The 23631-nt window shown below is 65.5% G+C and carries 27 protein-coding genes; 15 read left to right on the forward strand and 12 right to left on the reverse strand.

Going from position 1 to position 23631, the window contains the following annotated elements; genetic code table 11:
• Positions 1 to 123 precede the first annotated feature (123 nt).
• A complete protein-coding gene (locus tag ACTS1X_RS09085; protein ID WP_442614068.1) occupies positions 124 to 1506 on the reverse strand; it encodes an HD-GYP domain-containing protein in 1383 nt (460 codons plus the stop codon).
• 123 nt (positions 1507 to 1629) lie between these two features.
• Between ACTS1X_RS09085 and ACTS1X_RS09090 the strand changes: the two genes are divergently transcribed.
• The 4 genes from ACTS1X_RS09090 (at position 1630) to ACTS1X_RS09105 (ending at position 4507) form a co-directional block, all read left to right on the forward strand.
• On the forward strand, positions 1630 to 2274 hold the full coding sequence (locus ACTS1X_RS09090; protein WP_442614069.1) for an RluA family pseudouridine synthase: 645 nt from the start codon (positions 1630 to 1632) through the stop codon (positions 2272 to 2274).
• Positions 2275 to 2334: 60 nt separating this feature from the next.
• The gene (gene arfB / locus ACTS1X_RS09095) at positions 2335 to 2748 is read left to right on the forward strand and encodes an alternative ribosome rescue aminoacyl-tRNA hydrolase ArfB (protein WP_442614070.1); all 414 of its coding nucleotides are present in this window, start codon (positions 2335 to 2337) and stop codon (positions 2746 to 2748) included.
• A gap of 8 nt (positions 2749 to 2756) precedes the next feature.
• Positions 2757 to 3245: a GAF domain-containing protein gene (locus ACTS1X_RS09100; protein ID WP_442614071.1), complete on the forward strand. Its 489-nt coding sequence runs from the start codon at positions 2757 to 2759 to the stop codon at positions 3243 to 3245.
• A 179-nt stretch (positions 3246 to 3424) separates the two neighbouring features.
• Positions 3425 to 4507, forward strand: coding sequence for an RcnB family protein (locus ACTS1X_RS09105; RefSeq protein WP_442614072.1), 1083 nt, complete (start codon positions 3425 to 3427; stop codon positions 4505 to 4507).
• Positions 4508 to 4612: 105 nt separating this feature from the next.
• Here ACTS1X_RS09105 and ACTS1X_RS09110 read toward each other — a convergent pair whose 3' ends face one another.
• Positions 4613 to 5068, reverse strand: a complete 456-nt coding sequence (locus ACTS1X_RS09110) for a universal stress protein (RefSeq protein ID WP_442614073.1) — start codon at positions 5066 to 5068, stop codon at positions 4613 to 4615.
• A 133-nt stretch (positions 5069 to 5201) separates the two neighbouring features.
• Between ACTS1X_RS09110 and ACTS1X_RS09115 the strand changes: the two genes are divergently transcribed.
• From ACTS1X_RS09115 to lpdA, 4 genes are read left to right on the forward strand one after another with little or no spacing between them, the layout of a single operon-like run.
• Positions 5202 to 5621 carry a hypothetical protein gene (locus ACTS1X_RS09115; protein ID WP_442614074.1) on the forward strand — a complete coding sequence of 140 codons (420 nt, stop codon included), beginning with the start codon at positions 5202 to 5204 and terminating at the stop codon, positions 5619 to 5621.
• 29 nt (positions 5622 to 5650) lie between these two features.
• Entirely contained in the window at positions 5651 to 7069 is a 1419-nt protein-coding gene (locus ACTS1X_RS09120; protein WP_442614075.1) for a 2-oxo acid dehydrogenase subunit E2, read from the forward strand.
• Between the two features lie 16 nt (positions 7070 to 7085).
• Positions 7086 to 7715: an NADPH-dependent F420 reductase gene (locus tag ACTS1X_RS09125; RefSeq protein ID WP_442614076.1), complete on the forward strand. Its 630-nt coding sequence runs from the start codon at positions 7086 to 7088 to the stop codon at positions 7713 to 7715.
• Entirely contained in the window at positions 7715 to 9115 is a 1401-nt protein-coding gene (lpdA, locus tag ACTS1X_RS09130; RefSeq protein ID WP_442614077.1) for a dihydrolipoyl dehydrogenase, read from the forward strand. Before ACTS1X_RS09125 ends, lpdA begins: the two co-directional genes overlap by 1 nt.
• On the opposite strand, the gene ACTS1X_RS09135 is transcribed toward lpdA, so the two are convergent.
• Positions 9116 to 9589, reverse strand: coding sequence for a GFA family protein (locus ACTS1X_RS09135; protein ID WP_442614078.1), 474 nt, complete (start codon positions 9587 to 9589; stop codon positions 9116 to 9118).
• A gap of 72 nt (positions 9590 to 9661) precedes the next feature.
• On the opposite strand from ACTS1X_RS09135, the gene ACTS1X_RS09140 reads away from it, so the two are divergent.
• Complete coding sequence (locus ACTS1X_RS09140; protein WP_442614079.1) at positions 9662 to 10948, forward strand: Xaa-Pro dipeptidase; 1287 nt, start codon at positions 9662 to 9664, stop codon at positions 10946 to 10948.
• 18 nt (positions 10949 to 10966) lie between these two features.
• Here the strand turns inward: ACTS1X_RS09140 and ACTS1X_RS09145 are convergent, their stop codons facing one another.
• Together ACTS1X_RS09145 and ACTS1X_RS09150 are read right to left on the reverse strand one after the other, a co-directional pair.
• Entirely contained in the window at positions 10967 to 11419 is a 453-nt protein-coding gene (locus ACTS1X_RS09145) for a bactofilin family protein (RefSeq protein WP_442614080.1), read from the reverse strand.
• Positions 11394 to 12371: a M23 family metallopeptidase gene (locus ACTS1X_RS09150; protein WP_442614081.1), complete on the reverse strand. Its 978-nt coding sequence runs from the start codon at positions 12369 to 12371 to the stop codon at positions 11394 to 11396. The genes ACTS1X_RS09145 and ACTS1X_RS09150 overlap by 26 nt, the downstream gene beginning before the upstream one ends.
• Positions 12372 to 12746: 375 nt before the next feature.
• Between ACTS1X_RS09150 and ACTS1X_RS09155 the strand changes: the two genes are divergently transcribed.
• Genes ACTS1X_RS09155 through ACTS1X_RS09165 form a run of 3 tightly spaced genes read left to right on the forward strand, consistent with a single transcriptional unit; the run spans position 12747 to position 15356 of the window.
• Entirely contained in the window at positions 12747 to 13670 is a 924-nt protein-coding gene (locus ACTS1X_RS09155; protein WP_442614082.1) for an aminotransferase class IV, read from the forward strand.
• 14 nt (positions 13671 to 13684) lie between these two features.
• Complete coding sequence (locus ACTS1X_RS09160; protein WP_442614083.1) at positions 13685 to 14416, forward strand: HAD family hydrolase; 732 nt, start codon at positions 13685 to 13687, stop codon at positions 14414 to 14416.
• Positions 14343 to 15356, forward strand: a complete 1014-nt coding sequence (locus tag ACTS1X_RS09165; RefSeq protein ID WP_442614084.1) for a heparin lyase I family protein — start codon at positions 14343 to 14345, stop codon at positions 15354 to 15356. The genes ACTS1X_RS09160 and ACTS1X_RS09165 overlap by 74 nt, the downstream gene beginning before the upstream one ends.
• Before the next feature lie 29 nt (positions 15357 to 15385).
• Here the strand turns inward: ACTS1X_RS09165 and ACTS1X_RS09170 are convergent, their stop codons facing one another.
• The 7 genes from ACTS1X_RS09170 to ACTS1X_RS09200 all read right to left on the reverse strand — a co-directional run bounded on the left by ACTS1X_RS09170 (position 15386) and on the right by ACTS1X_RS09200 (position 21929).
• Positions 15386 to 16237, reverse strand: a complete 852-nt coding sequence (locus tag ACTS1X_RS09170) for an alpha/beta hydrolase (protein ID WP_442614085.1) — start codon at positions 16235 to 16237, stop codon at positions 15386 to 15388.
• Positions 16238 to 16262: 25 nt separating this feature from the next.
• On the reverse strand, positions 16263 to 17540 hold the full coding sequence (locus ACTS1X_RS09175; protein ID WP_442614086.1) for a serine hydrolase domain-containing protein: 1278 nt from the start codon (positions 17538 to 17540) through the stop codon (positions 16263 to 16265).
• Positions 17541 to 17706: 166 nt separating this feature from the next.
• Positions 17707 to 18015, reverse strand: a complete 309-nt coding sequence (locus tag ACTS1X_RS09180) for a hypothetical protein (protein ID WP_442614087.1) — start codon at positions 18013 to 18015, stop codon at positions 17707 to 17709.
• A gap of 47 nt (positions 18016 to 18062) precedes the next feature.
• Entirely contained in the window at positions 18063 to 18494 is a 432-nt protein-coding gene (locus tag ACTS1X_RS09185) for an SRPBCC family protein (RefSeq protein ID WP_442614088.1), read from the reverse strand.
• A 15-nt stretch (positions 18495 to 18509) separates the two neighbouring features.
• Positions 18510 to 18833 carry an ArsR/SmtB family transcription factor gene (locus ACTS1X_RS09190; protein ID WP_442614089.1) on the reverse strand — a complete coding sequence of 108 codons (324 nt, stop codon included), beginning with the start codon at positions 18831 to 18833 and terminating at the stop codon, positions 18510 to 18512.
• 65 nt (positions 18834 to 18898) lie between these two features.
• Positions 18899 to 19477: a uracil-DNA glycosylase family protein gene (locus tag ACTS1X_RS09195; RefSeq protein ID WP_442614090.1), complete on the reverse strand. Its 579-nt coding sequence runs from the start codon at positions 19475 to 19477 to the stop codon at positions 18899 to 18901.
• A 58-nt stretch (positions 19478 to 19535) separates the two neighbouring features.
• Positions 19536 to 21929: a TonB-dependent receptor gene (locus tag ACTS1X_RS09200; protein ID WP_442614091.1), complete on the reverse strand. Its 2394-nt coding sequence runs from the start codon at positions 21927 to 21929 to the stop codon at positions 19536 to 19538.
• Positions 21930 to 22472: 543 nt separating this feature from the next.
• Here ACTS1X_RS09200 and rpsL point away from each other — a divergent pair.
• From rpsL to ACTS1X_RS09215, 3 genes are all read left to right on the forward strand, one after another.
• On the forward strand, positions 22473 to 22844 hold the full coding sequence (rpsL, locus tag ACTS1X_RS09205; RefSeq protein WP_067108793.1) for a 30S ribosomal protein S12: 372 nt from the start codon (positions 22473 to 22475) through the stop codon (positions 22842 to 22844).
• Between the two features lie 26 nt (positions 22845 to 22870).
• Entirely contained in the window at positions 22871 to 23341 is a 471-nt protein-coding gene (rpsG, locus tag ACTS1X_RS09210) for a 30S ribosomal protein S7 (protein WP_442614092.1), read from the forward strand.
• A 50-nt stretch (positions 23342 to 23391) separates the two neighbouring features.
• Positions 23392 to 23631, forward strand: a 240-nt coding sequence (locus ACTS1X_RS09215) for a GTP-binding protein (RefSeq protein WP_442614093.1), incomplete at its 3' end; no start/stop codon positions are given.

A 23631-nucleotide genomic window follows, 5' to 3' on the forward strand; every position in this document is an offset into this window, starting at 1 on the left:
GAGACCGAGCTCGACGGCGCGCGGTATCATGGCCGTCGGATCGCGGAGGTCGCCGCCAAGGTCCATGGCTGACGCGCCCCTGCGGGGCGGCACGCCCCTGTTTCCGCTTGCCGGCCGGCAGGGTCAGGTGGCGGGGCCGTGCTCCGCCACCATCGCCTTCAACGCTTCGAAGCAGCTCGCATCGATAGCGCCGCCGACTTCCGAACCGATGATGGCGAGCGCTTCATCGACCGGCATCGCGGCGCGATAGGGCCGGTCGGCGGTCAGTGCGTCGAAAAAGTCGCAGATCGTGATGATCCGCGTGTCCATCCGGATCGCGTCTTCGCAGATCCGGTTGGGATAGCCTTTGCCGTCCAGGCGTTCGTGATGGGCTCCGGCCGTCGCCGCCATGTCGTTGAACACCGAAATCCGGCCGAGGATAGCCGTCGTGTAATGGGTGTGCCCGCGCATCACCCGCCATTCCTCTTCGGTCAGCCTGTCGGGCTTGTCGAGGATCAGGTTGCTGATGCCGAGCTTGCCGATGTCGTGCAGCGCGGCGGCCCGGCTCAGCTTGCGGATATGGGCCTTTTCATAGCCGAGACGTTCGGCGACGCCCGCGGCATACACGGCCACGCGCCCGCTATGGCCGCTCGTATAGGGGCTCTTGGCGTCGATCACCTGGCCGAATGCCGCCGCGATATCGTCGAGAAAATCCTCGTCCACGACCATCATCTGCCGGGAGGGTTCGAGCGCGATGACGCGCCGTTCGAGATCGCGCGCCTCCAGCGCCGCCCAGAAGGCCGGATCCTCGGCGATTTCCAGAAACACGTCGCACAGGACGGGATCGAACCAGCCGCCGCTCCGCTTGCGCACCTCGTCGCAGGCCGCCTCTTCGCCGTTCGCCATCCGGAACACGTCGATCACCTGGGACAGAAGGGCGATCCGCGAATAGAGCGGAATGGCATGGCCTTCGAGCCCGTTGGGCTGGCCCGACCCGTCCCAATGTTCGTCCAGCCCCGCGATCCCTTCGGCCACGGTTTCGGGGAACCGCAGCTGGCGGGCGATATCGGCGCCGCGGATGCAGCGCGTTTCGATCATGTCATGTTCGATTTTCGAGCCGTTGACGAGGACGTTGCCGAGGGCGCTGATCCGCTCACCCAGCGTGGCGTTCGGCCCGGTCCGCGCCAGCACGAATTTCAGGACGTTGCCGAGCTTGCCGTCGACGAGCTTGTAGTCGCGCTTGATCGCGTGATCGTCGGCCAGATACAGTTCGCAGATGCGCGCCGCGTTGCTGCTGCACCCCAGATCCTTGAGCAGGAGCGTATAATAGAGTTCCCATTGCCGCTCCTTGTCGAGGCCGAGCGCCTGCCCGATATGGCTGCCGATCCAGCAAACGCGGATACAATGGCCCTTGGGCTGGCCCTGGGTGAGGTCGAGCGCATAGCTGAAGGCGCTGACGATCTCGGCAAAGGAGACCATCGGCTCGACGTTCGTCACGAACTCCTCGGAAAATTTGTGCTGGAACATGGTTCTTCTGCCCTCCGTTCGTCATATAAATATTCAGCGTTACGATGAGTTTAATGGCCGGATGTCCCCGCAGCGGGCCGATCCCGCTAGGCAGCTGGTCGCCCGTTCGGCTAAGGCCCGGGGATGATGGCCGACAGCATCCTGTTCATCGATGGCGAGGCGATCGTTATCGACAAGCCTGCCGGCCTGCCGGTCACCCGGCCGAAGCGCGGTGGCGACAGTGTCGAGGACCGTCTGGGATCGCTGCGTAGGGGATTCGCCCGCCCGCCGATGATCGTCCACCGGCTCGACCAGGATACCAGCGGTTGCCTGTTGCTCGCCCGCAACCCGAAGGCGCTCAAGCGTTTCAACCGGATTTTTGCCGAGGGCGAGGTCTCGAAAACCTATTGGGCGGTGCTGGACGGCGAATTGGGGGCGGAATCGGGAACCGTCGACCTGCCGCTGGCGAAACGCTCGACCCGCGAACGCGGCTGGTGGATGGTGGCCGATCGGCGCGGGAAACCGGCGCGGACGCATTGGACGACACGCAAGGTCGAAGGCGGCCGGACGCTCGTCGAATTCCGGCCGGAAACGGGGCGGACGCACCAGCTGCGGGTCCATGCGCGCGAGGGGCTCGGCGTGCCGATCCTTGGAGATCCGGTCTATGGCGATGGCGGGCCGCGGATGCTGCTTCATGCGCGAACCCTGTCCGTGCCGCGCGACGGCAAGGCGGATATCGTCGCGGAAGCGCCGCTGCCCGATCATTTCGCCAACGCGTTTCCGTTTTAGCCGCGATGCCGGAGGGGCGCGACTTGGACAGTCCGCCCCCCCTTCGGTTAGGAGGGCGGCATGGCCGATTCCGACAACCCCGCCATCCCTGCCACCGCGATCGAGGAGCGCCATCTAGCCGGCACCGGGCCCGGCGGACAGAATGTCAACAAGGTCGCGACGGCCGTCCAGCTGCGGGTGGATGTACTCGCGCTCGATCTCGCGCCGTCCGTCTATCGCCGTTTGCGGTCGCTGGCCGGAAGCCGGATGACGGCGGACGGGACGCTCGTGCTGACCGCGCGCAACCATCGCAGCCAGGAGGCCAATCGCCGTGCGGCGATGGCGCGGCTCGAGGAGCTGCTCGAAAAGGCCCATCATCGCCCCGCGCGCCGGATCAAGACAAGGCCGAGCCGGGCCGCCAAGGCGCGCCGGGTGGACAGCAAGAAGGTTCGCGGGCAGGTGAAGAAGGCGCGCGGCAAACCGCGGCTCGACTAGGACATCCGATGCACAGTTTCGATATCGCGCCGGCGACCGACAAAAAGGCCCTGTACGCCGATCTCCGGTCCGCGCTCGACGGACTGACAGCCGGCGAACCCGATGCCGTCGCCAATATGGCCAATATGGCGGCCTTGCTCTGGGAATATCTGCCCGACATCAACTGGGTGGGCTTTTATCGCCTCGTCGGCGACGAGCTCGTGCTCGGCCCCTTCCAGGGCAAGCCCGCCTGCATTCGCATCGCCGTCGGCGCGGGCGTATGCGGCACGGCGGCGGCGACGCGCGAAACCCAGATCGTGGAAGATGTCGACGCCTTCCCGGGCCATATCCCGTGCGACGCAGTGTCCGCGTCCGAACTGGTGGTGCCGATCCTGGTGAATGGCGCGCTGGTCGGTGTTCTCGATATCGACAGCCCGAGCAAGGCCCGGTTCGATGCCGACGATGCCGCCGGATGCGAAGCGCTGGTCGCGCTGGCCGGTCCGCGGATCGCCGGATAGCCTGTGCGCGCCTCCGGGCGGTTGCTCCAAAACGGGACACAGGGCCTCCGACCCCGCCGTGGCACAGGCCTTTCAAAACTGTTAAGAAAGTGTGAACGCCGGGGGTCCGCGACGCTTTCCGGCCGTAAAATATATGGGAAGGGCGACATATGCGCAAATCAGCTTTTCTGGGGCTTTTGATGTCCCTGACGATGATGCCGGCAACGGCGCAGGCGCAAAGCGACTCCGGCGCGAGCAACGCGGGCATCGCGGTCGCGACGCAGGCGATGCGCGGCGGCCATCGCGGCGGGACCCGGGTCTGGCGCGGCGGCGGTCGGCATTTCGTGCGCCATGGCGGCGGACGGCATTTCGTCCATCGCGGCGGCGGCCGCTTCTTCCACCATGGTGGCCGGCGGTTCCATAGCGGCTCCCGCTTCTTCGTCGGCGGCTTCCTGCCCAGCTATTTTCTCGCGCCGCGCTACTATGTCGTGAACTATCCGAGCTACGGGCTCGCTCGCCCCGCTTATGGCTATCGCTGGGTCCGCTATTATGACGACGCCTATCTGGTCGACGGCCGCGGCCATATCGCCGACGGGCGCTACGGCGTTCGGTATGGCGACGATTATCGCGACGATCGTCGGTATGACGATCGCTATTACGACGAGCGCTATGATGACGATCGCCGCTATTATGACGACCGGCGGCGTGGCGATGCGGGCGATGCGGCGGCTGGCGCCATCGTCGGCGGCATCGTCGGCGGTATCGCGGGCAACCGGATCGCGGGCCGCGGCAACCGCACCGAAGGCACGATCATCGGCGGCGCGCTCGGCGCGATCGCCGGCGGGGCCATCGGCAGCGCGGCGGGCCGGTCCGACGGCTATGACGACCGCTATTATCGCGACGACCGCCGTGCGGACCGGCGCTATTATGACGACCGGGTTCCCGAATATGTCGGCCAGGGCGATTACTACCCGCCCGCCGCCCCGGGCTACGGCGTCGATTACGACTATGACTATCAGCGTGACGATCGCGTCGTTTCGCCGCCCGTGCACCATGTTCCGCCCGTGCAGACCCATGTCGCGGTCAGCGGACCGGGCACCTATGCGGTGAACCATGCCAATGGCGTGTCGCAGAGCGCGACGACGACCATCGTCCTCAATTCGGCGCCGGCGACCACGACCACGACGACGTTCATCGAAGAGGAAGTCGAATATGTCGTGCCGCGGCGCAGTACACGCCGTGCCGCGCATCGTCCGCGGTCGCGCAACTGCAACTGCCGCTGAGGCGCATTCCTTTCGCTTGGGGGAGGGGGCTGAAGGGCGGCCGGGAGAAATCCCGCCGCCCTTTTTTCGTTGCCGGCCGGATCGCGCGCCGCATGCGGCGTTGCGCTATCCCAGCCTTTCCAGTTCCTCGAAACTCAGGGCGCCGGGCACGACGATCACGGGGCAGGGCAGCTGCCCCGCCACCGTGCCCGCGAAATGGGAAACGAGCGGTCCGGGCGGCCCCTCGGCGGCCGCGCCGAGCATGATGCCCGCGATATTCTCGCTCTCGTCGATCGCTTCGCGCACCATCTTCACCGGATCGCCGCGCTTGACGACGATCTTGGGCTGCACGCCGGTCGCCTCGACCAGCTCGCCCGCGGCCTGGGCGACCGCCGCCTCGGCGCGCAGCTTGGCCTCTTCCTCGAAGGTCGCCTCGACAGCGGCCCAGTTGACGAATTCCTGCGGCGGGATCAGCGCGACGATCTCCACGGTCCGGCCGAGGCGGATCGCGCGCACGGCCGCGTAGTGCAGCGCCGCCTTCGCCTCCGGCGTTTCGTCGATGACCACCAGATAAGTCCGCATCCGGCCCTCCCCTGTTGGTCGGGAGACTGCGGCAATATGACGGGACTGGCAAGCGGGATGCGGTCCTTCGGGCTGTTCGCGGCCGCGTTTCGCCGCTAGGTTGGCGGTCGGGATTTCGAGGGAGGCGGGCGTCATGCGCAAAGCGGTTTTCTGGGTCGTCGCCGGGCTGGCGCTGCTGTGGAACGGTTTCGGCCTGTACGATCTCTACATGACGCTAACCGTGAACCAGGACTATCTCGCGCAGTTCCCGCCCGAGATGATGGCGATGATCGAAGCCTTTCCCGAATGGCGGCGCCTGCTGTGGACGACGAGCGTCTTTCTCGGAGTGATCGCCGCGATATTGCTGCTGCTGCGCCGGCCGATGGCCGAACGCGTTTTCTGGGCCACCGCGGCGGCGATGGCGGCGGGCTTTTTCGGCTATGACCTGCCCTTCGGAAACGGGATCGAGGCCTATGGCACGTTCGGGCTCGTCTTCTCCGTCATTCTGATAGCCGTACAGGCGCTGTTGGCCCTTTACGCGCGCTGGGCGGCGCGGCATGGATTGCTCGGATAGACGCCGAGCCGCTTAGCCGAGGAAGAGCCATGCCGATCGAACTGAAGATGCCCGCGCTTTCGCCGACCATGGAGGAAGGCACCCTGGCCAAATGGCTGGTCAAGGAAGGCGACGAGATCAGCGCCGGCGATATCATGGCCGAGATCGAGACCGACAAGGCGACGATGGAGTTCGAAGCGGTCGACGAGGGCGTGCTGGCGAAGATTCTCGTGCCGGAGGGCACGGACGAGGTGCAGGTCGGCACGGTGATCGCGATCATCGCCGAAGAGGGCGAGGATGCCGGCGCCATCGAGGCGCCGGGCCCGGCGAACGGAAAGGCCGAGGCCGCGCCCGAGCAGAAACCGTCGCCGCCACCGCCTCCTCCTCCGGCCGCAGAGACATCGGGCGACGATATCAAGATCAGCCCGTCCGCCCGTCGGCTCGCCGAGGAGAAGGGGGTCGACCTGGGCAGCGTGACGGGCACGGGGCCGCAGGGACGGATCGTCAAGGCGGATATCGAGAATGCCGAGGGTGGCTCGCCGCCCGCGGCGCCCGAGCCCGCGGCAAAGGCGCCGGCCGCCGATGGCGACCGCGTCAAGGCGAGCCCGCTGGCCCGCCGCCTCGCCGAGCAGAACGGTCTCGATCTCGCGCGGCTTTCGGGCAGCGGCCCCAAGGGCCGGATCGTCAAGGCCGATATCGAGGCCGCGCTCGAAAGCGGTGCGGCCAAGGCGCCGGCGAAAGAGGCCCCCGCTGCGCCCGCCGCGCCGGTCGACACCGACATCCCGCACGAGACGGAAAAGCTGTCGAACATGCGCAAGACGATCGCGCGCCGCCTGACCGAGGCCAAGCAGACCGTGCCGCATATCTATCTGACCGTCGATATCCGGCTCGATGCGTTGCTCGATCTGCGCAAGGAGCTGAATGCGGGCCTCGAAGCGCGCGATATCAAGCTGTCGGTGAACGACCTGCTGATCAAGGCGCTCGCCCAGGCGTTGATCCAGGTGCCCAAATGCAACGTCTCCTTCGCAGGCGACCAGCTGATCAGCTACCGGCGCGCGGACATTTCGGTCGCGGTCAGCGTGCCCAATGGCCTGATTACGCCGATCATCACCGATGCGAACAACAAGTCGGTCTCGGCGATTTCGGTCGAGATGAAGGAATTGGCCGGCCGCGCGAAGGACGGCAAGCTGCAGCCGCACGAATATCAGGGCGGCACCGCGAGCATCTCCAATATGGGCATGTTCGGGATCAAGCAGTTCGACGCGGTCATCAATCCGCCCCAGGGCATGATCATGGCGATCGGCGCGGGCGAAAAGCGGCCCCATGTCATCGATGAGTCCTTGCAGATCGCTACAGTGATGAGCGCCACCGGCAGTTTCGACCATCGCGCGATCGATGGCGCGGACGGCGCCCAGCTCATGCAGGCGTTCCAGCAGCTGGTGCAAAACCCGCTGGCGATGCTGGCGTAGCGCAAGGAGATGGGCGATGAAGATAGCGGTAATCGGCAAGGGCCGCGTCGGCGGCGTATTGGGGCCGGCGTTCGCCAAGGCCGGGCATGAGGTCGTGTACGGAGTCCGCGAGCCGGCCGACGAGAAATACGACAATGGAGACGAGATTCCCCACGACACGACCGAAGGCGCAGCGCAATGGGGCGAAGTCGTCATCCTCGCCGTCGACTGGAGCGTTGCGGAAAGCGCGTTGGGCCAGTGCGGCGATCTGGACGGCAAGATCCTGATCGACTGCACCAATCCGCTGACCATGGGCGAGACGGGGCTGGAGCTGGCCCTGGGTTTCGACACCTCGGCCGGCGAAATACTGGCCGGCCAGACCGCCGCGAAGACGGTGAAGACGCTCAACCAGGTCGGATCGCCGGTGATGGGAATGGCGCACGATTTCCCGAACCGCCCGATCCAGTTCGTGGCCGGCGAGGATGACGAGGCCAAGGCGCTCGTCAGCAGCCTGTTGCGCGATATCGGTTTCGAGCCCATCGATTATGGCGGGATCCGCAACGCGCGCCAACTCGAGCCGCTCGCGATGATCTGGATCGACCAGGCGTTCAAGCACGGGATGGACCCGCAGACGGCATGGCATTTGATGAAAGCAGACGGTGACTGATGGCTGACCAATACGACCTTATCATCCTCGGTTCGGGGCCCGGCGGTTATGTCGCCGCGATCCGGGCGTCGCAGCTCGGCATGAAGGTGGCGATCGTCGAGCGGGAGAAGCTCGGCGGCATCTGCCTCAACTGGGGTTGCATCCCGACCAAGGCGCTGCTGCGGACGAGCGAGATCTATCATTATATGACTCATGCCGAGGCCTATGGGCTGAACGTGGAAAAGCCGGGTTTCGATCTCGCCAAGGTCGTCGAGCGGTCCCGCAAGGTGGCGGGGCAGCTCAACCAGGGCGTCACCGGGCTGATGAAGAAGAACAAGGTCGATGTGCATGCAGGCTTCGGCACGATCACGGCCAAGGGGAAGCTGTCCGTGAAATCCGAGGACGGCAAGACGACCGAGCTGACGGCGAAATCGATCATGATCGCGACGGGCGCGCGGGCGCGCGACCTGCCCTTCGCCAAGGCCGACGGCAAGCGCATCTGGACCTATCGCCATGCGATGGTGCCCGAGGAGGTGCCGTCGAAGCTGCTGGTGATCGGCTCTGGCGCGATCGGCATCGAGTTCGCCAGCTTCTATTCGGACATGGGCGCCGAGGTGACGGTCGTCGAAATGCTGCCGCGCATCCTGCCGGTCGAGGACGAAGACGTCTCCAGGCATATGGAAAAGACGCTCAAGAAGCAGGGTATGACGATCATGACCGGCGCGGGCGTCGAGAAGCTCGAGGCCGGCGCGAAGTCCGTGAAGGCGGCGATCAAGGACGCCAAGGGCAAGGTGACCGAGAGCGAGTTCAGCCATGCGATCGTCGCCATCGGCATCGTGCCGAACACCGAGGATATCGGCATCGATACGCTCGGTGTGAAGACCGGCAAGAACGGCCATATCGAGGTCGACGGCTTCGGCCGGACCAATGTCGAGGGCATTCTCGCGATCGGCGACGTGACCGGCCCGCCCTGGCTTGCCCACAAGGCGAGCCATGAGGGCGTGGTCGCGATCGAGAAGCTCGCGGGAGAAGACCCGCATCCCTTCACCACGGAGAATATTCCGGGCTGCACCTATTCGCGGCCGCAGGTCGCGTCGGTCGGGCTGACCGAGGCCCAGGCCAAGGAGGCGGGGCATGACGTGAAGGTCGGCAACTTCCCCTTCATCGGCAACGGCAAGGCAATCGCGCTCGGCGAGGCCGAGGGCTTCGTCAAGACCGTGTTCGACGCGAAGACCGGCGAGCTATTGGGCGCGCATATGATCGGCGCCGAGGTCACCGAGCTGATCCAGGGCTATGCCGTCGCACGGCAGCTCGAAACGACCGAGGCCGAGCTGATGGAGACCGTCTTCCCGCACCCGACGCTCAGCGAGATGATGCATGAAAGCGTGCTCGCGGCCTATGACCGGGTGCTGCACATCTGATCAGCCCGTGCCCGGCCGCGCGCCGTTTTCCGCATAGTCCGCGATCAGCCGCTGATAGTCGTCCATCTCCGGGAAGGCTGCGAAACCGTGCCGGGCCGGCAGGTCCACCCAGGGCAGTCGCTCGTCGGTCATCACCTCGATAAAGGGCACGTCCCAGCGCGGCTCGTCCAGCATCATCGTACGGACGTTGACGATCCAGTCGATGCCGTGCGGCTCGGAATAGACCCAGCTCTTGCAGCTGTCGCAGAAGAATTGCCCGTGCGGGCCGCGCAGGCCGCCTTTCACGCCCTCGCCTTTCGTCACCCGAAAGCCCTCGGCCGGCACCATCACCGACAGCGAAAAGGCGCTCGCCGTCAGTCGCTGGCAGCCCCGGCAATGACAGGCCATCGAGAGCAGCGGCGGGGCACTGATCTCGAACTGCAGGTCGCCGCACAAACACTGTCCGGTCCAGGGCAATGCCCAATCCTCGTTCATGCGTGAATCCCTTTCCTGCCCCTCGACGGGCCGCCGACGCTATAGCATAGCGGCGTTGTTCGAGAGAGGAATATGACCATGATCGCACGGCTCGCCATCATCGCTTCCATACTGTTGTGCCCGGCGGTGCTGCACGCCGAAACGCTGGTCGTGACGGCGGATCGCATGATCGACGTGCTGGACGGGCGCGTTTTCGAGAATCCCGTCGTCGTCGTTACCGACGGGCGGATCACGTCTGTTTCGAGCGGCGGGATGCCGGCCGATCTTCCGGAGGATGCCGAACGGCTCGATCTCGCGGGCATGACGATCCTGCCCGGCCTGATCGACATGCATGTCCATCTGACGACGACGCCGCGGATCGGCGGCTTCCGGCGGCTCAACTATACCGACAGCTTCTGGACGACGCTCGGCGTGCCCAATGCGCGCGCGATGCTCGAATCCGGCTTCACGACCGTGCGCAACGTCGGCGCCGACGATTATGCCGATGTCGCGCTGCGCCAGGGGATCGAGGCCGGCTTCTATCCGGGGCCGCGGATCGTCGCCGCGACCGAGTCCTTCGGCGTGACGGGCGGACATTGCGACCGCAACGGCCTGCCGCCCTCGCTCGTCGACCGGGACGGGGAGCAGGGCGTGAACGGCGTGGAGGAGATCCGGCTCCAGATCCGGCAGAATCGCCGCTACGGCGCCGATGTCATCAAGATCTGCGCGACCGGCGGCGTTTTTTCCCGCAACACCGATGTCGGGGCGCAGCAGATGACCGCCGAGGAAATCCGCGCCGCGGTCGAGGAGGCGCATATGCTCGGCATGCGGGTCGCGGCCCATGCGCATGGCAATGCCGGCATCCGCGCCGCGATCGAGGCCGGTGTCGATACGATCGAGCATGCGAGCTATCTCGACGACGAGACGATCCGCATGGCGATCGATCGCGGCACCTTCTTCTCGATGGACATCTACAACACCGAATATACGCTGGCCGAGGGCGAGGCGAACGGCGTGCTGGAGGAAAATCTGGCGAAGGAGCGGCAGGTCGGGACGATCCAGCGCGAGAGCTTCCGCCTTGCCGTCGAGCTGGGCGCGCGGCATGTGTTCGGGTCGGACGCCGGCGTCTATCCGCACGGAACCGGAGGGCGCCAGTTCGCGCGGATGGTGCGGTTCGGGATGACCCCGCTTCAGGCGATCCAGGCTGCGACGGTCACCGCCGCCGAGGCGCTGGACCGGACGGCCGATGTCGGTGCGATCGCGCCCGGCCGCTATGGGGACATCATCGCCGTGGACGGCGACCCGCTTGCCGACATCACCGCGCTCGAGCATGTCGATATCGTCATCAAGGGCGGCGAGATCGCGGTCGATCGGCGCTAAGGCGCGCCGGGCTTTCGGTCAGCCCTGAACGACCGCCGAGCTATGGGCCGGTTTCGGCGCGGCCGTCGCGGCGGGCTTCTCGTCGACGAGCTTGAGCGACGGATCCTTGGGCTCTTCCTTCTTGAGCGTGCCGGCGCTCTTGTGCCGGAAACTGCCTTCGACATGGCCGCCGGTCGCGATGCTCAGCTTTTCGTAGGTGACGTCGCCGATGACTTTCGCCGAAGCCTCGACGATCAGTTCCTTGGCCGCGATCGAGCCTTCCACGCGACCCGCGATGCGCGCCTGTTCGGCGCTGACCGCGCCCTTGATCGTGCTGTTGCCGGCCTGGACCAGCGTCGCGCATCGGATATCGCCTTCGACGCGGCCATCGACATGCAGGTCGACCGACGCGTCGATGTCGCCCGTGACGGTGACGTCCGAGCCGATGACCGAGAAGGTCGAGCGGTTATCCGCGCTCGACGGAATCGCCATTTCTTCGTCCTGCGACGGATTGGATTTCGAGAACATCGCGATCAGCCTCCAGAAGGGGCCGCGGATTTACAGCGCGGCCGTTGATACGCACTTCATAGTGCAGGTGGGTGGCAGTCGAGCGGCCGGAGCTGCCCATTCTGCCGATACGATCCCCCCGGTCGACACGGTCCCCGACGCTCACGCTGATGCCCGACAGATGCGCGTAGCGGGTGACGACCCCCGCGCCATGATCGATTTCGATCGTCCGGCCATAGCCGCCCTTCCAGCCCGCGAAGCTCACCCGGCCGGGTCCGGTCGCAAGGATGCCCTGGCCGTGGCTACCGCGGAAATCGATGCCGTTGTGCATTGCGCGGGCCCGTGTGAACGGGTCGCGGCGCAGGCCGAAGGGGCTTGTCATAGCGCCATAGGCCGTCGGTTTGGCCGACGGTATCGCGCGGAGCGAGAGCTCCATCACTGCCAGGCGGTTCAGCGCGATCTCGAGATCGGCGATTTCATCGTCGATCGCGCCGTCGAGGGTCATCGCGGTCCGGATCGGTATCAGCGGGCCGCCCTGTGCGCGGCTGCTCATGACGCGCGGATCGAGCCCGAACTCGCGGATCGCTTCGGCGGTCTGCTGGGTGCGCGCCTCGACCGCAGCACGCAGCGCGCGCGCGAAGGCGACCTGCTGCCGCTCCAGCGTGCGCAGCGCAGCGGCTTCCGGGATCGCCGCGCTGCTTTCGTCGGCGGTTTCGGCGCCTTCGGCGGTCTCGGCCTCGTTTTCGTCGACTTCGATATTGCCGAAATGGCGGCGGACCAGCGCATCGAGGACGGCCTGGCGCCGCTCGACGCGGGCGACCTGCTCTTCGACGGTTCCGCGATAGGCGGCGACGCGCGCTTCGGTCTCGGTGACCTCCTGCTCGCGCTGGTCAAGTGCGATTCGGTCACTCGCACCTTTGACCTGCAGACCGACCATGACCAGCGTGATCGCCAGCCAGGCGAATGCGCCGAGCGCGGCGATCGATACTACTCTTATCTGTAACTTGCTGGAAATGCGAAAAAAACGAAGCTTTCCGCCGGAGCGGATATGCAGCTCATGGTCAGGAAAAAGGCCCTTGAACCGGGACCACAGCCCCGGGCCTTCCTTTGGATTTCTAGACACGTGCAACCCTGTGAATTGAAATTTGTGCACATCGGCTAGCAACAATGTGGTTAAATCGCGAGTCTAACGGACCATGGCGCGACGAATCGTTGGCGACTCGGGTCGAGTCGACGGAACCTTAGAAGAAAGGCGGTTTCTTTAGGCCGCTTTTACTTTGAATGCCGGGTGAACGCCGCCTATAGCGCGCCGATGGGCAAGGGAACGCATGACTATCGCGAGGACCCGCGGAACGCGGAAATCCTGATTAACATCAATGGTAAAATTGTCCCGCGCGCCGAGGCCATGGTCTCGGTGTTCGATTCGGGCTTCATGCTCGGGGACGGCGTCTGGGAGGGACTGCGCGTCCACCGCGAGCGGATCGCCTTTCTCGACCAGCATATCGACCGGCTGTTCGAGGGCGCCAAGGCCATCGACATGGATATCGGCATCGATCGCGAAACGCTCGAGCGGCGGCTCTATGAAACGCTGGATGCCAACGGTTCGTCCGAAGGCGTGCATATCCGCCTGATGGTGACGCGCGGCATCCGCTCGACACCCTATCAGGACCCGCGCGTCGTCGTGTCGCCGGCGACCATCGTCATCGTGCCCGAATATAAGGAGCCGCTCCCCGAAACGGTCGAGAAGGGCATCCGGCTGTTCACCGTCCATGTCCGGCGCGGCGACCCGGCGGTGCAGGATCCCAAGCTCAATTCGCATTCCAAGCTCAACTGCATCACGGCCTGCATCCAGGCGACGAAAGCGGGCGCGGACGAGGCGCTGATGCTCGATCCGCAGGGCTTCGTCGCGACCTGCAATTCCACCCATTTCTTCATCGTGCGCAAGGGCGAGGTCTGGACGTCGAGCGGCGATTACTGCCTCGGCGGGATCACGCGCGGCACGGTGATCGATCTGTGCCGCGATGCGGACATACCGGTGTTCGAACGGAATTTCTCGCTGACCGACGTCTATGGCGCCGACGAGGCGTTCGTCACCGGCACCTTCGCCGGTGTCGTGCCGGTCACCGAGGTGGACGGGCGCGGGCTGACCGAAGCGCGCGGCCCGATGGTCGAGCGGTTGCAGGCGCTGTATGCCGCCCGGCTCGCCACCGACGTCGCCGCGCGGTCGCGGCCGTGACGATCCGGATCGCGATGTGGTCGGGACCGCGCAACATCTCGACCGCGATGATGCGCAGCTTCGGTAGCCGGGCCGACAGCGCGGTGACCGACGAGCCCTTCTACGGCGCATTCCTGAAAGCCACGGGCGAGCCGCAGCCGATGGCGGCGGAAACCATCGCGGCCATGGATTGCGACTGGGCGTCGGTGCGGGACGCGATGAGCGGCGATGCGCCGGACGGAGCGCCGGTCTGGTATCAGAAGCACATGCCCCATCATATGGTGGGGCCCGTCTCGATCGCCGACTTTCCCGATCACCGGCACGCCTTCCTGATCCGCGAGCCCGAGCGCGTCGTCGCCAGCTATGCGGCGAAGAACGAGCTGCGCGGACCGGAACTGCTCGGCTATGCGAAGCTGCGCCGCTATTTCGAGAGCGAGGTCGAGCGTACGGGCAAGGCGCCGCCGGTGATCGACAGCACCGATGTGCTGATCGACCCCGAAACCGTGCTGAGCCGGCTATGCGCGGCGCTCGATATCGCCTGGGATCCGGCGATGCTCGGCTGGGCGCCGGGGCGGCGCGAAAGCGACGGTATCTGGGCCGAACATTGGTATGCGCGCGTCGAGGCGAGCACGGGTTTCGCGCCGGCGCCGGACGGAATGCCGGACCTTACTGCCGAGCAGCGGGCCGTCGCCGATGCCTGCCGCGCCGATTACGAGGCGCTGGCGCGACACCGCATCCGTCCGCATCGCACCAACGGCCCGTGCTGAACGAAGCGGTCAGGCCCGCTTAAGCTGGCGCATCGCATATACCGACTGGAGAAAACGAGCAGCCGGGGATCATATATTGAGCATATTGTTTAGCCTGTTTTGCCGCGGCGGCCTGGCCATGGCCTTGCTGTTTGGGTGTATGGCCGGATTTTCGCCGGTTTTGGCCTATGAATCGATCCAGCACATCGATTTCGAGGGGCCCCGCGCGGCCTATGTCTATCGATCGAGAAACAGCGGTTCGCTTCAGATTTCCGAATATGACGACGCGGCGCGTGAGCGGCGCAACCATTTCATCGCGATATTGGGGAGCGGGCGACCGCCGGAAATTATCGGCGAGGCGCACAATCATTTTGCCCGCTTCGCTTCGGGCGCTTCGACCGAGGTGAAAGACCGCACCGAATTCGTGCTCAGCAGGACGCTGCGCGACGATCGTACCTACATGCTCGATTTCGATATCCGGCTTCCGCGCGACGGTTCAGGGAATACCTATTATTTCCCCGGGGAGAATGACTGGTTCATCATCACCCAGGTGTTGCAGATGGATGTCGGCCCGCACTCGCCGGCCATGTCGATCAATCTGCGGCGTGCGGGCGACGATTTGTTCCTGCACGTCATCGGTCGCAACGATGAGGATGGGTATGAACGCCTCATCACCCTTCCGCTCACCGATTCACGCTATTTCGCTTTCGATGAATGGCGCCGCTTCCAGCTCCGTTTTCGGATGGGATCTGCAGGCCGTGTCGAACTGTGGACGCATGGCGACTCATCGCGTCGTGAGATGCGCCAGGTCGGCGCAGCCGCCCACCGGCTTGCGTTTGACGACCGGTCGACCGACTATATGCTGCGAATGGGCCTTTACCGGGGCAGCGGCCCAAGAGGCGCTCCGGACCGAACAGCCTATTTCGTCGATTTCGACAACGTCGCGTTGAGCGCGCGTTAGGTTGGTTCGCCGCGCTGTGCGAGCGTTGCTCACCGTGTGCAAGCCGGCTTTCGGTCGAGGTCCACGGCATTCGGGGCAACCAAGGTGTCCGTGGTACCGGTCCGGAGCGCGTCGACCCAGCCTGTGATCAGCGGCTGGATCAGCCGGAAGTTGGGACGGTGGCGGACGCCCTCGATGATCGCCAGCGCGGCGAGCGAGCAGGTCGTGCGGAACAGCCGGCGCGAATGCGAGGGTTCGACATAATCGTCGTCCGCGCCATGGATGAAGAGGATAGGCTCCTCCACCCGGCTCAACGCGACGATGCTCTCCCAGCTGTCCGGGATCAGCAGCTCGCTGTAGAAGGGCGCCGCTTCGCCGAGATCGCTGAAGGTGGCCAGCGTGACGATGCCCGCCAGTTCCTCGCGCGCGGCCAGCTGGATCGCGACGGCGCCGCCCAGCGAATGGCCGAACACATAGACGTCGTTCCCGCGGGCGCGCGCGAACCGGTAGAATGCACGCGCGTCCGCCACCAGCCCGGCTTCGGTCGGCGAGCCCGGATTGTCGTTGAACCCGCGATAGGAGGCGACGAGCACGCCCCGGCCGCTTTCGGCGAGGCGCTGGACATAGCCCGCCATCCGCCCCGCATTGTCGCGCCGGCCGTGCAGGACGAGGATGATATCCGCGCTGCCGTTGCCCGGCGCCCAGTAGAGGCCGGCGAGTTCGAGCCCGTCCTCGGTGGTTACCGCGACGCGCTCGGGCTCCGGGCCGGTCCATTCCGGCACGGCGATCGGCCCGACCGGCGGCGCGTAAAGCTGTTCCCGGGCGAAATGCGCGCAGCCGGTCTGCACGGCGAGCAGGGTCAGCCCCAGCAGGGCGAGCAAGACGATCTGCGTGCGCTTCATGATCCGCGGCCTAACGGCGCGCTTCTTAACCGCGGCTGTCTTCGCGGGCATCCGGATCGATCCAGTTCGTGTCGGGCAGTCCGTATATCTGGTCGAATATATCCATCGGGATGCCGAACGGCCGGCCATTGCCCGAATTCCAGAGCACGGCGACGCCGCTGCGCAAGGCGGGATCGATCATGATCATCGCCCGGTAGCCGCGAATTGCGCCGCGATGGGTGATGACCGTGTGTCCGGCATAGTCGTAAACGCGCCAACCCAGCGCATAGCGGGTGTTCGAAACCCGTTCCGCATAGCGCCGGTTGCGCCGGTCCTCGCGCTCGGTGCGGACGACGGGGCGATGGACCGTGGCGAGGATCGACGGCGGGACGATATCCGGCGCGCCGTTGACCTGCACCTGCATCCAGCGGGCGAGGTCGCGGATCGAGCCGTTCATGCCGCCGGCCGCCGGAACCCGGTAATAGGGCTCGACGACCTCGACCTCCTGGCCCGCGCCGCGGTGGCTGCGCGCCCAGCTCCGGCTCTCGAACAGCGCGCGCCGGGACAGGCTGGCGGTGCGCATGCCGAGCGGCTGGAGCAGCCGGCGCTGGACGGCGGCCTCGTAGCTTTGCCGCGTAACCCCCTCGACGATCTCGGTGGCCGCGTCGAAACCGATATTCTGGTAGCGGTGGCAGGTGCCGGGCGGACAGGCGACCTGATGGCTGGCGAGCGCGGTTCGCAGGATCAGCGGATCCTCGCCCGCTTCGAGCCGGTTGTCGAGCGCGTTGCGCTCGATGCCGAGCCGGTGCGAGAGCAGGTCGGTCACCGAGATGCGCATATGGCCGGACGCGGGCAGCCGGAGCGACGGGGCAAAGCGCGACACCGGTGCGTCGAGATCGACCGCGCCGTCCTGCGCCAGAAGCGCAACCATCGTCGCGGCGACGCTCTTCGACAGCGACGCCCAGCGAAACACCGTGTCCGCCGTCACCGGTTCGCCCGTACCGTGCAGCGTTTCGCCGTAGCCGCGGGCGAATGTGATTTCGCCATTCTCCATGATCGCCACGGCCAGCCCGACCATGGTCTCTTCTTCCATCAGCGCGCCGATGCGGCGGTCGATCTCGTTATAGTCGATCAATCCGGACCGGGGGTCGAGATCGATGATTTCGCCGGCCGGCGCGGCCGCCTCGGGCCGTGGCGGGTCGAGTGTGATCGAAAGCCCTTCGGCCGCTGCCCGCGGCGGGAACGGGTCCGCCAGGAACCGGGCCATGACCAGTGTGGCCAGCGCGACGATGACGAGGGTGATGGGGAGGGCGAGCCGGTTCATAGCGTAACCGCGCCCCTTTGCCGGGCGATACCGCGCCGGTCCAGACCAAAGATGGGAATGCCGAAACCGTCAATCGGCCGATTGCGGCATGTCGTCGCCGCAGAGACCCCGGGGCGCTCGCCTCTTCGCCACGCGCCCCGCGTCAGAACACGCTTTTTCCGATGTGCTACATTTCCATCGCTTCGGCGACTTCGACCGTGCCGTGATCCATGATCGGACAGCCTTTCGCCATTTCGACCGCCGCATCGATACTGTCGGCCCGGACAATCGAATAGCCGGACAGCGGATTGGCTCCGCCGTCATCGGCAACGCCGTCCGCGGACACCATCTTCGACGGGCCGACCGGATTGCCGCCGTCGACCACCGCATCGCCAAGATCGCCGAACCAGGCCTGCCATCTGGCCATGACCTGCGCGCCCTCTTCCGGGCTCTCCGGCGCTTTGCCGCCATGATAGGCGAATACATATTTGGGCATTTGCAATCTCCTCGCTCGGGGGTCGGGATGGGGATCGGCGGCCGACATCAGCCGAGCAGCCGCTCCAGCTTGACGAAGGAAGACGTCCAGCCGCCGTCGTGGCTCGCGGCGCTCTCTTCGTCGGCAAGGCCGGAATGGATCATCGTGAACGTCGAACCGCCATTGCCGTCGGGCGCGACTTCGAAGCGTACGCGGCTTTCATGGCCGCGCGCGTCATTCTCGTCATGCCAGGCCCAGGTGAATTCGACGGCATGGGGCGCATCGAGCGTCACGACTTCGCCCGACACTTTGTAGTTGGCACCCTCGGCATTGGTCATCGTCGAATTCCACGGCCCCGGCCGGGAAAGATCGAGATTGTGCTCGGACACCGAAATCCCTTCCGGGCCCCACCATTGCAGCAGATATTCGGTGTTGGTGAGATAATCGAAGACCGTTTCCGGCGCCACCGGGAAGGTCCGTTCTATCCTGAGTTCGCTCATTGCCTGTCTGCCTCCCTATCTTTTGGATTCCGCGTCGAGGATCGCGGCGAGGCGGTCGAAGCTCGCCTGCCAGAATTCCTTGTGGCTCATCGTCCAGGCGCTGATCGCCTGGACGGCTTCCGGGCGCACCGCGTAGATGCGCTGTTGTCGGTCGATGCGCTGGACGACGATGCCGGCCTTGCGCAGCACCTTGAGATGGCGCGAAATGGCGGGCGCGGAGATCGATGCGCCCTGCTGCAAAGCGCCGGCGTTAAGCTCGCCCTCGCGCAGCAGCCGCTCGACGATCGCGAACCGCGTCGGTTCGCCGAGCGCGGCGAAAGTGGTGGTGAGATCGGACAAGGGAGCCTCGTTGATTCGCTATCTTGTTAATTAACGTATCAGTTAAATATCAAGAGTCAAATCAATCATGCGTCGAGCGCGGACTCCACCCGACCGCGCAAATGCGGGAGCAGCTCCTCGCCGAACCACGGATTTTTCGCGAGCCAGATATTGTTGCGCGGGCTGGGATGCGGCAGCGGCAGCGTCGCGGCGTCGAAATCGCGCCAATGCCGGACCGTTTCGGTGAGCGTGCGATGCGGCGTGTCGAGATGCCAGTTCATCGCATATTGGCCGATCACGAGGGTCAGCCGGATATCGGGAAGCTGCGCCAGCAGTCTGTCGCGCCAGGTTTCGGCGCAGATCGGCGGCGGGGGCAGGTCGCCCGATTTCCCCTTGCCCGGATAGCAGAAGGCCATGGGCAGGATCGCGATCCGCGCCGGATCGTAAAAGACCGTGCGATCGACACCCATCCAGTCGCGCAGCCGTTCGCCGCTGGCGTCGTCGAAAGGAATGCCGCTCGCCTGGACCTTCCGGCCCGGCGCCTGGCCGGCAACGAGGATGCGCGCGCGCGGGTCGGCCTGGAAGACCGGCCTTATCGGGTCGGGGATCGCGCCCGCGCACAGGCGGCAGGCGCGGGCACCCGCGAGCGGATCGTTGCCCGTCATGGCCAACGCTTTCCGGCTTGCGGCGGCCGAATGCAAGCCGGCCTGCGCGGGCGGGCCCCTAGAAACGCATACCGATCTCGATGCCGTACAGCGCCGGTTCGCCCGCGATGAAGGTCGGCGTGCCGAAGGCCCCGCCGGTGTTGCCCGCGTCGATCAGATAGTCCTCGTCGAACAGGTTGCGCGCGAAGCCGACGATCTCGTAGCGGCCGTCGCCGAAGCTCACGCCGCCGCGCAGGTTCACCAGCACATAACCGTCTTCGCTCGTGAGCGGCGTATTGGGCACTTCGAAGAAGACGCGGCTCTGATAGGTCACCGTCGGCGTCAGGAAGAATTCCGCGCCGTCGGAAATATCGATGGCGAACTGGGCGCCGGCCGATGCCGAATGTTCGGGCTGGAGCCGGAACCGGCTGCCGACGAACTGGGTCGCGCCGCCCGCCGCCGGAGCGTCGATCTCGGCATCGATATAGGCATAGTTGGCGAACAGCCTGAGCTCGGGGACCACCTGATAGGCGGCCTCGACCTCGACGCCGAAATTGCTGGCTTTGCCGGCATTGACCGGCACGATCTGGCCGGTGCCTTCCTCGAAGAAGCTTGTCTGGAAATTCGAATAGTCCTGGTAGAAGACGCCGACCGATCCGAAAAAGCCATCGATATCGGCCTTGATGCCGCCCTCGTAGTTCCAGACGCGCTCGCTCGCGACGAGCGTGACATCCGGCACCGTGCCGCCGGCCGTCGCCAGGGCGCTGAGATCGATGACCGGCGCGCGGCGGCCCTTGGAGACCGTGGCGTAGACATTGATGTCGTCCGTGATCCGGTACAGCGCGTTGAAGCGCGGCAGCCAGGCGTCGAAACTGTCCTCCGCGCTGAACGTCGCGCCGTTGGTATCGGCCGCGCCGAGCAGCGCGACGCCGGGCGCCCCGAAACCGGCGAAGATCGCGCTGCCCGGCTGGGTAGCGCTGTAGCTCGAGCGGCGCTCCTCATAGACGTAGCGCAGGCCGGCGGTCAGTTCGAGCCGGCCGAGATCGAGCGTGCCGTCGGCGAAGACCGAATAGCTGCTGTTCTTGCCGCCATTCTGGAACACGCTTCGATAGGGGAGGACCGTGGCTCCGCCGCCGGTGAGGAGCGCCGTGGCGAGCGGGGCGTTCAGCGTCCCGTCCGCCGCGACGCAGGGATCGGCGCCGCCGAGCGCGGCGGACAGATTGGCCTGGATCGGCGCGAAGGCGCCGAACGGCGCGCAGGCAATATAGGTGCCTTCGTCGGTGGAGAAGGGGACGCGCTGCGTTCCGTCCTCGTGGAAGAGGTTGAAGCCCGCAAAGCCGCGGAACCGGTCGCCGTCATAGGTGATGCGGGTTTCATGGCTCATCTGTTCGCCTTCGGCATCCTCGGCGAATTCGAGATAGAAGAGCGCCGAACCGTCCGCGTCGAAGGTCTCGAGGCTGTCGAACCGGCGATAGCCGGTGATCGACGTGAGCGAGAGGGTGTCGGTGAGCGGCGCGTTGAAGGTCAGGCTGGCGTCGAACACCTCGCGCTCGAGCCCGAGATCGCGGATGCCGAGCACGGTTTCGCTGAACGGCGAGCCGCCGAGTTCGGCGAAACTGAACGGGCTGGTGTCGCCGCCGGTCGGCGGGATCGATCCCGACTTGAACGCCGTGCCGCTGTTGCGCTGCTGTTCGTATGTGAGGACGAGGTCGATCGTGCTGTCGTCGGTCGGGAAGATGCGGAGCGATCCCCGGAGGCCGAACTGTTCGATGCCGTTGAGATCGTCCTGGTCGATGCCGACGATCGCCTCGCTGGCCGTGCCCGGCTCGCCGGCGACGTTGCGGATATAGCCGTCGCGTTCCTTGTAGACGAAGGCGAGCCGGGCGGCGATGTCGTCGCTGCCGCCGTTGATCATGCCGTTCAGCTCGATCGCGTCGTAATTGCCGTAGGAGGCGGAGAAGGCTGCCCCCAGATCGGCCGTCGGCCGGGCGGTCACGACCGAAAGCGCGCCGATAGTCGCCGCGGTGCCGAACAGGGTCGCCTGCGGGCCCTTCACCACCTCGATCCGCTCGATGTCGAACAGATCGAAATAGGAGCCGCGCGACCGCGAGACGTCGATGCCGTTATAATAGATGGTCACGCGCGGCGCGATCTGGGCGCTGCCGGAGTCCGATGTGATGCCGCGGATGACGAAGCCCGGATTGTTGGCGCTCTGCTCCTGGATGTTGAGGCCCGGGACGAAGGCCGAGAGTTCGTCGAACTCGTCGATCCCGATATTTTCGAGCGTCTCGCCCGAATAGGCGGTGACGGTCAGCGGAACGTCGGTGATCGCCTCTTCGCGCTTCTGCGCGGTGACGACGATCGGCGCGTTGGCGACGATCGCGTCGGCAGCGGCATTGCCTTGCGCCAGCGCGCTCGTGCTGCTGGTGCCCAAAAGCAGGGCGGCAACGGCGAAATGGGGAATGCGGGTCATGGACATGGCTTTCTCTTCTCGGGGATCGGGCGGTTGTGGACCGCCGGGAGCGAGACGATGCCTAGCCGTGAATTGATGCCGTTATGTTGCAGTGCAATGTCGCTTTCGGGACATCGTTCGCCGATGCGGCGAATGGAGGTCCCGTCGCGCGTCCGAGGCTATTCGATCGTACTCCGGCTTTCTTGCCGCTATCATATGTTGCTGTCCGTCCTTGCGCCGATGTGCCGAGACGGGATCGGTCGGGGAGTCCCGCAAATGAGCGCCAGACGATTTGCACGGAGATTCAACCGACCGGAACCATTGACCGCCTGCCGGACCGTCGCTATATCGCCGCCCGTACCGAGGATCGGTGGTGGGGGTTCAGCCCAGACGCGATTCGACATGGTACGAGAGCTTGAACATTGCCATTGGCGTGTATGGGGCCTTGCGGAGCCGCTAGCGGTTGCCGGAAGGCCTTTGTGCGTTTCCGGCTTCCGGCGAAATCCGGTGCGGAAAATGCGCGGCGTGCCCTGGCAAAGTAACTGAATAAAGGTGAAGGGCTTCATGCCGACGATCAATCAGCTGGTTCGCAAGGGCCGCACGCCGCAAAAGGCGAAATCGAAAGTGCCCGCGATGGAGGCGAACCCGCAGAAGCGGGGTGTTTGCACGCGCGTCTATACCACGACCCCGAAAAAGCCGAACTCGGCTCTGCGCAAGGTTGCCAAGGTCCGCCTGACCAACCAGCGCGAAGTCATCAGCTATATTCCGGGCGAGGGGCACAATCTGCAGGAGCACTCGGTGGTGCTGATCCGCGGCGGTCGTGTGCGCGACCTTCCCGGCGTCCGCTATCACGTGCTGCGCGGCGTTCTCGACACGCAGGGCGTGAAGGACCGCAAGCAGAGCCGTTCGAAATACGGCGCCAAGCGCCCCAAATAACTGATTGATCGAAGAGGTCTAACGATATGTCTCGTCGTCGCCGTCCCGAAAAGCGGGAAATTCTGCCGGATCCCAAATTCGGGGATGTGGTCCTGTCCAAATTCATGAACAACCTGATGTATGACGGCAAGAAGTCCGTCGCCGAAGGCATCGTCTATGGCGCGCTCGACCAGGTCGAGGCGAAGTCCAAGGCCGATCCGATGCAGGTGTTCCACGACGCGCTCAACAACATCAAGCCGGGCGTCGAGGTCCGCAGCCGCCGGGTCGGCGGCGCGACCTATCAGGTGCCGGTCGAGGTGCGTCCCGAGCGCGCCCAGGCGCTGGCCATCCGCTGGCTGATCGGCGCTGCGCGCAGCCGTGGCGAAAACACCATGGCCGCACGGCTGTCGGGCGAGCTGCTCGACGCTTCGAACAATCGCGGCAATGCGGTGAAGAAGCGCGAAGACACGCACAAGATGGCCGAAGCCAACCGCGCCTTCTCGCACTACCGCTGGTAGCACACACTATATAATGAGCGGCCCGAAGGCCGTTACTGGAGCAAATTGAAATGGCCCGCGATACCTCGATCGACATGTATCGGAATATCGGCATCATGGCGCACATCGATGCCGGCAAGACGACGACGACCGAACGCATCCTCTACTACACCGGCAAGTCCTACAAGATCGGCGAAGTCCATGACGGCGCCGCCACGATGGACTGGATGGAGCAGGAGCAGGAGCGCGGGATCACGATCACGTCGGCGGCCACCACGTGCTTTTGGAAGGACCACCGCATCAACATCATC

The organism is Parasphingopyxis sp. (assembly GCF_052168275.1).
GTDB lineage: Bacteria > Pseudomonadota > Alphaproteobacteria > Sphingomonadales > Sphingomonadaceae > Parasphingopyxis.

Bases quoted from the DNA above. Each gene is read 5' to 3' on its own strand.
- ACTS1X_RS09085 (WP_442614068.1), bottom strand. From the start codon at position 1,506: ATGTTCCAGCACAAATTTTCCGAGGAGTTCGTGACGAACGTCGAGCCG.
- ACTS1X_RS09090 (WP_442614069.1), top strand. From the start codon at position 1,630: ATGATGGCCGACAGCATCCTGTTCATCGATGGCGAGGCGATCGTTATC.
- arfB (WP_442614070.1), top strand. From the start codon at position 2,335: ATGGCCGATTCCGACAACCCCGCCATCCCTGCCACCGCGATCGAGGAG.
- ACTS1X_RS09100 (WP_442614071.1), top strand. From the start codon at position 2,757: ATGCACAGTTTCGATATCGCGCCGGCGACCGACAAAAAGGCCCTGTAC.
- ACTS1X_RS09105 (WP_442614072.1), top strand. From the start codon at position 3,425: ATGTCCCTGACGATGATGCCGGCAACGGCGCAGGCGCAAAGCGACTCC.
- ACTS1X_RS09110 (WP_442614073.1), bottom strand. From the start codon at position 5,068: ATGCGGACTTATCTGGTGGTCATCGACGAAACGCCGGAGGCGAAGGCG.
- ACTS1X_RS09115 (WP_442614074.1), top strand. From the start codon at position 5,202: ATGCGCAAAGCGGTTTTCTGGGTCGTCGCCGGGCTGGCGCTGCTGTGG.
- ACTS1X_RS09120 (WP_442614075.1), top strand. From the start codon at position 5,651: ATGCCGATCGAACTGAAGATGCCCGCGCTTTCGCCGACCATGGAGGAA.
- ACTS1X_RS09125 (WP_442614076.1), top strand. From the start codon at position 7,086: ATGAAGATAGCGGTAATCGGCAAGGGCCGCGTCGGCGGCGTATTGGGG.
- lpdA (WP_442614077.1), top strand. From the start codon at position 7,715: ATGGCTGACCAATACGACCTTATCATCCTCGGTTCGGGGCCCGGCGGT.
- ACTS1X_RS09135 (WP_442614078.1), bottom strand. From the start codon at position 9,589: ATGAACGAGGATTGGGCATTGCCCTGGACCGGACAGTGTTTGTGCGGC.
- ACTS1X_RS09140 (WP_442614079.1), top strand. From the start codon at position 9,662: ATGACCATGATCGCACGGCTCGCCATCATCGCTTCCATACTGTTGTGC.
- ACTS1X_RS09145 (WP_442614080.1), bottom strand. From the start codon at position 11,419: ATGGCGATTCCGTCGAGCGCGGATAACCGCTCGACCTTCTCGGTCATC.
- ACTS1X_RS09150 (WP_442614081.1), bottom strand. From the start codon at position 12,371: ATGGTCGGTCTGCAGGTCAAAGGTGCGAGTGACCGAATCGCACTTGAC.
- ACTS1X_RS09155 (WP_442614082.1), top strand. From the start codon at position 12,747: ATGGGCAAGGGAACGCATGACTATCGCGAGGACCCGCGGAACGCGGAA.
- ACTS1X_RS09160 (WP_442614083.1), top strand. From the start codon at position 13,685: ATGTGGTCGGGACCGCGCAACATCTCGACCGCGATGATGCGCAGCTTC.
- ACTS1X_RS09165 (WP_442614084.1), top strand. From the start codon at position 14,343: ATGCCTGCCGCGCCGATTACGAGGCGCTGGCGCGACACCGCATCCGTC.
- ACTS1X_RS09170 (WP_442614085.1), bottom strand. From the start codon at position 16,237: ATGAAGCGCACGCAGATCGTCTTGCTCGCCCTGCTGGGGCTGACCCTG.
- ACTS1X_RS09175 (WP_442614086.1), bottom strand. From the start codon at position 17,540: ATGAACCGGCTCGCCCTCCCCATCACCCTCGTCATCGTCGCGCTGGCC.
- ACTS1X_RS09180 (WP_442614087.1), bottom strand. From the start codon at position 18,015: ATGCCCAAATATGTATTCGCCTATCATGGCGGCAAAGCGCCGGAGAGC.
- ACTS1X_RS09185 (WP_442614088.1), bottom strand. From the start codon at position 18,494: ATGAGCGAACTCAGGATAGAACGGACCTTCCCGGTGGCGCCGGAAACG.
- ACTS1X_RS09195 (WP_442614090.1), bottom strand. From the start codon at position 19,477: ATGACGGGCAACGATCCGCTCGCGGGTGCCCGCGCCTGCCGCCTGTGC.
- ACTS1X_RS09200 (WP_442614091.1), bottom strand. From the start codon at position 21,929: ATGACCCGCATTCCCCATTTCGCCGTTGCCGCCCTGCTTTTGGGCACC.
- rpsL (WP_067108793.1), top strand. From the start codon at position 22,473: ATGCCGACGATCAATCAGCTGGTTCGCAAGGGCCGCACGCCGCAAAAG.
- rpsG (WP_442614092.1), top strand. From the start codon at position 22,871: ATGTCTCGTCGTCGCCGTCCCGAAAAGCGGGAAATTCTGCCGGATCCC.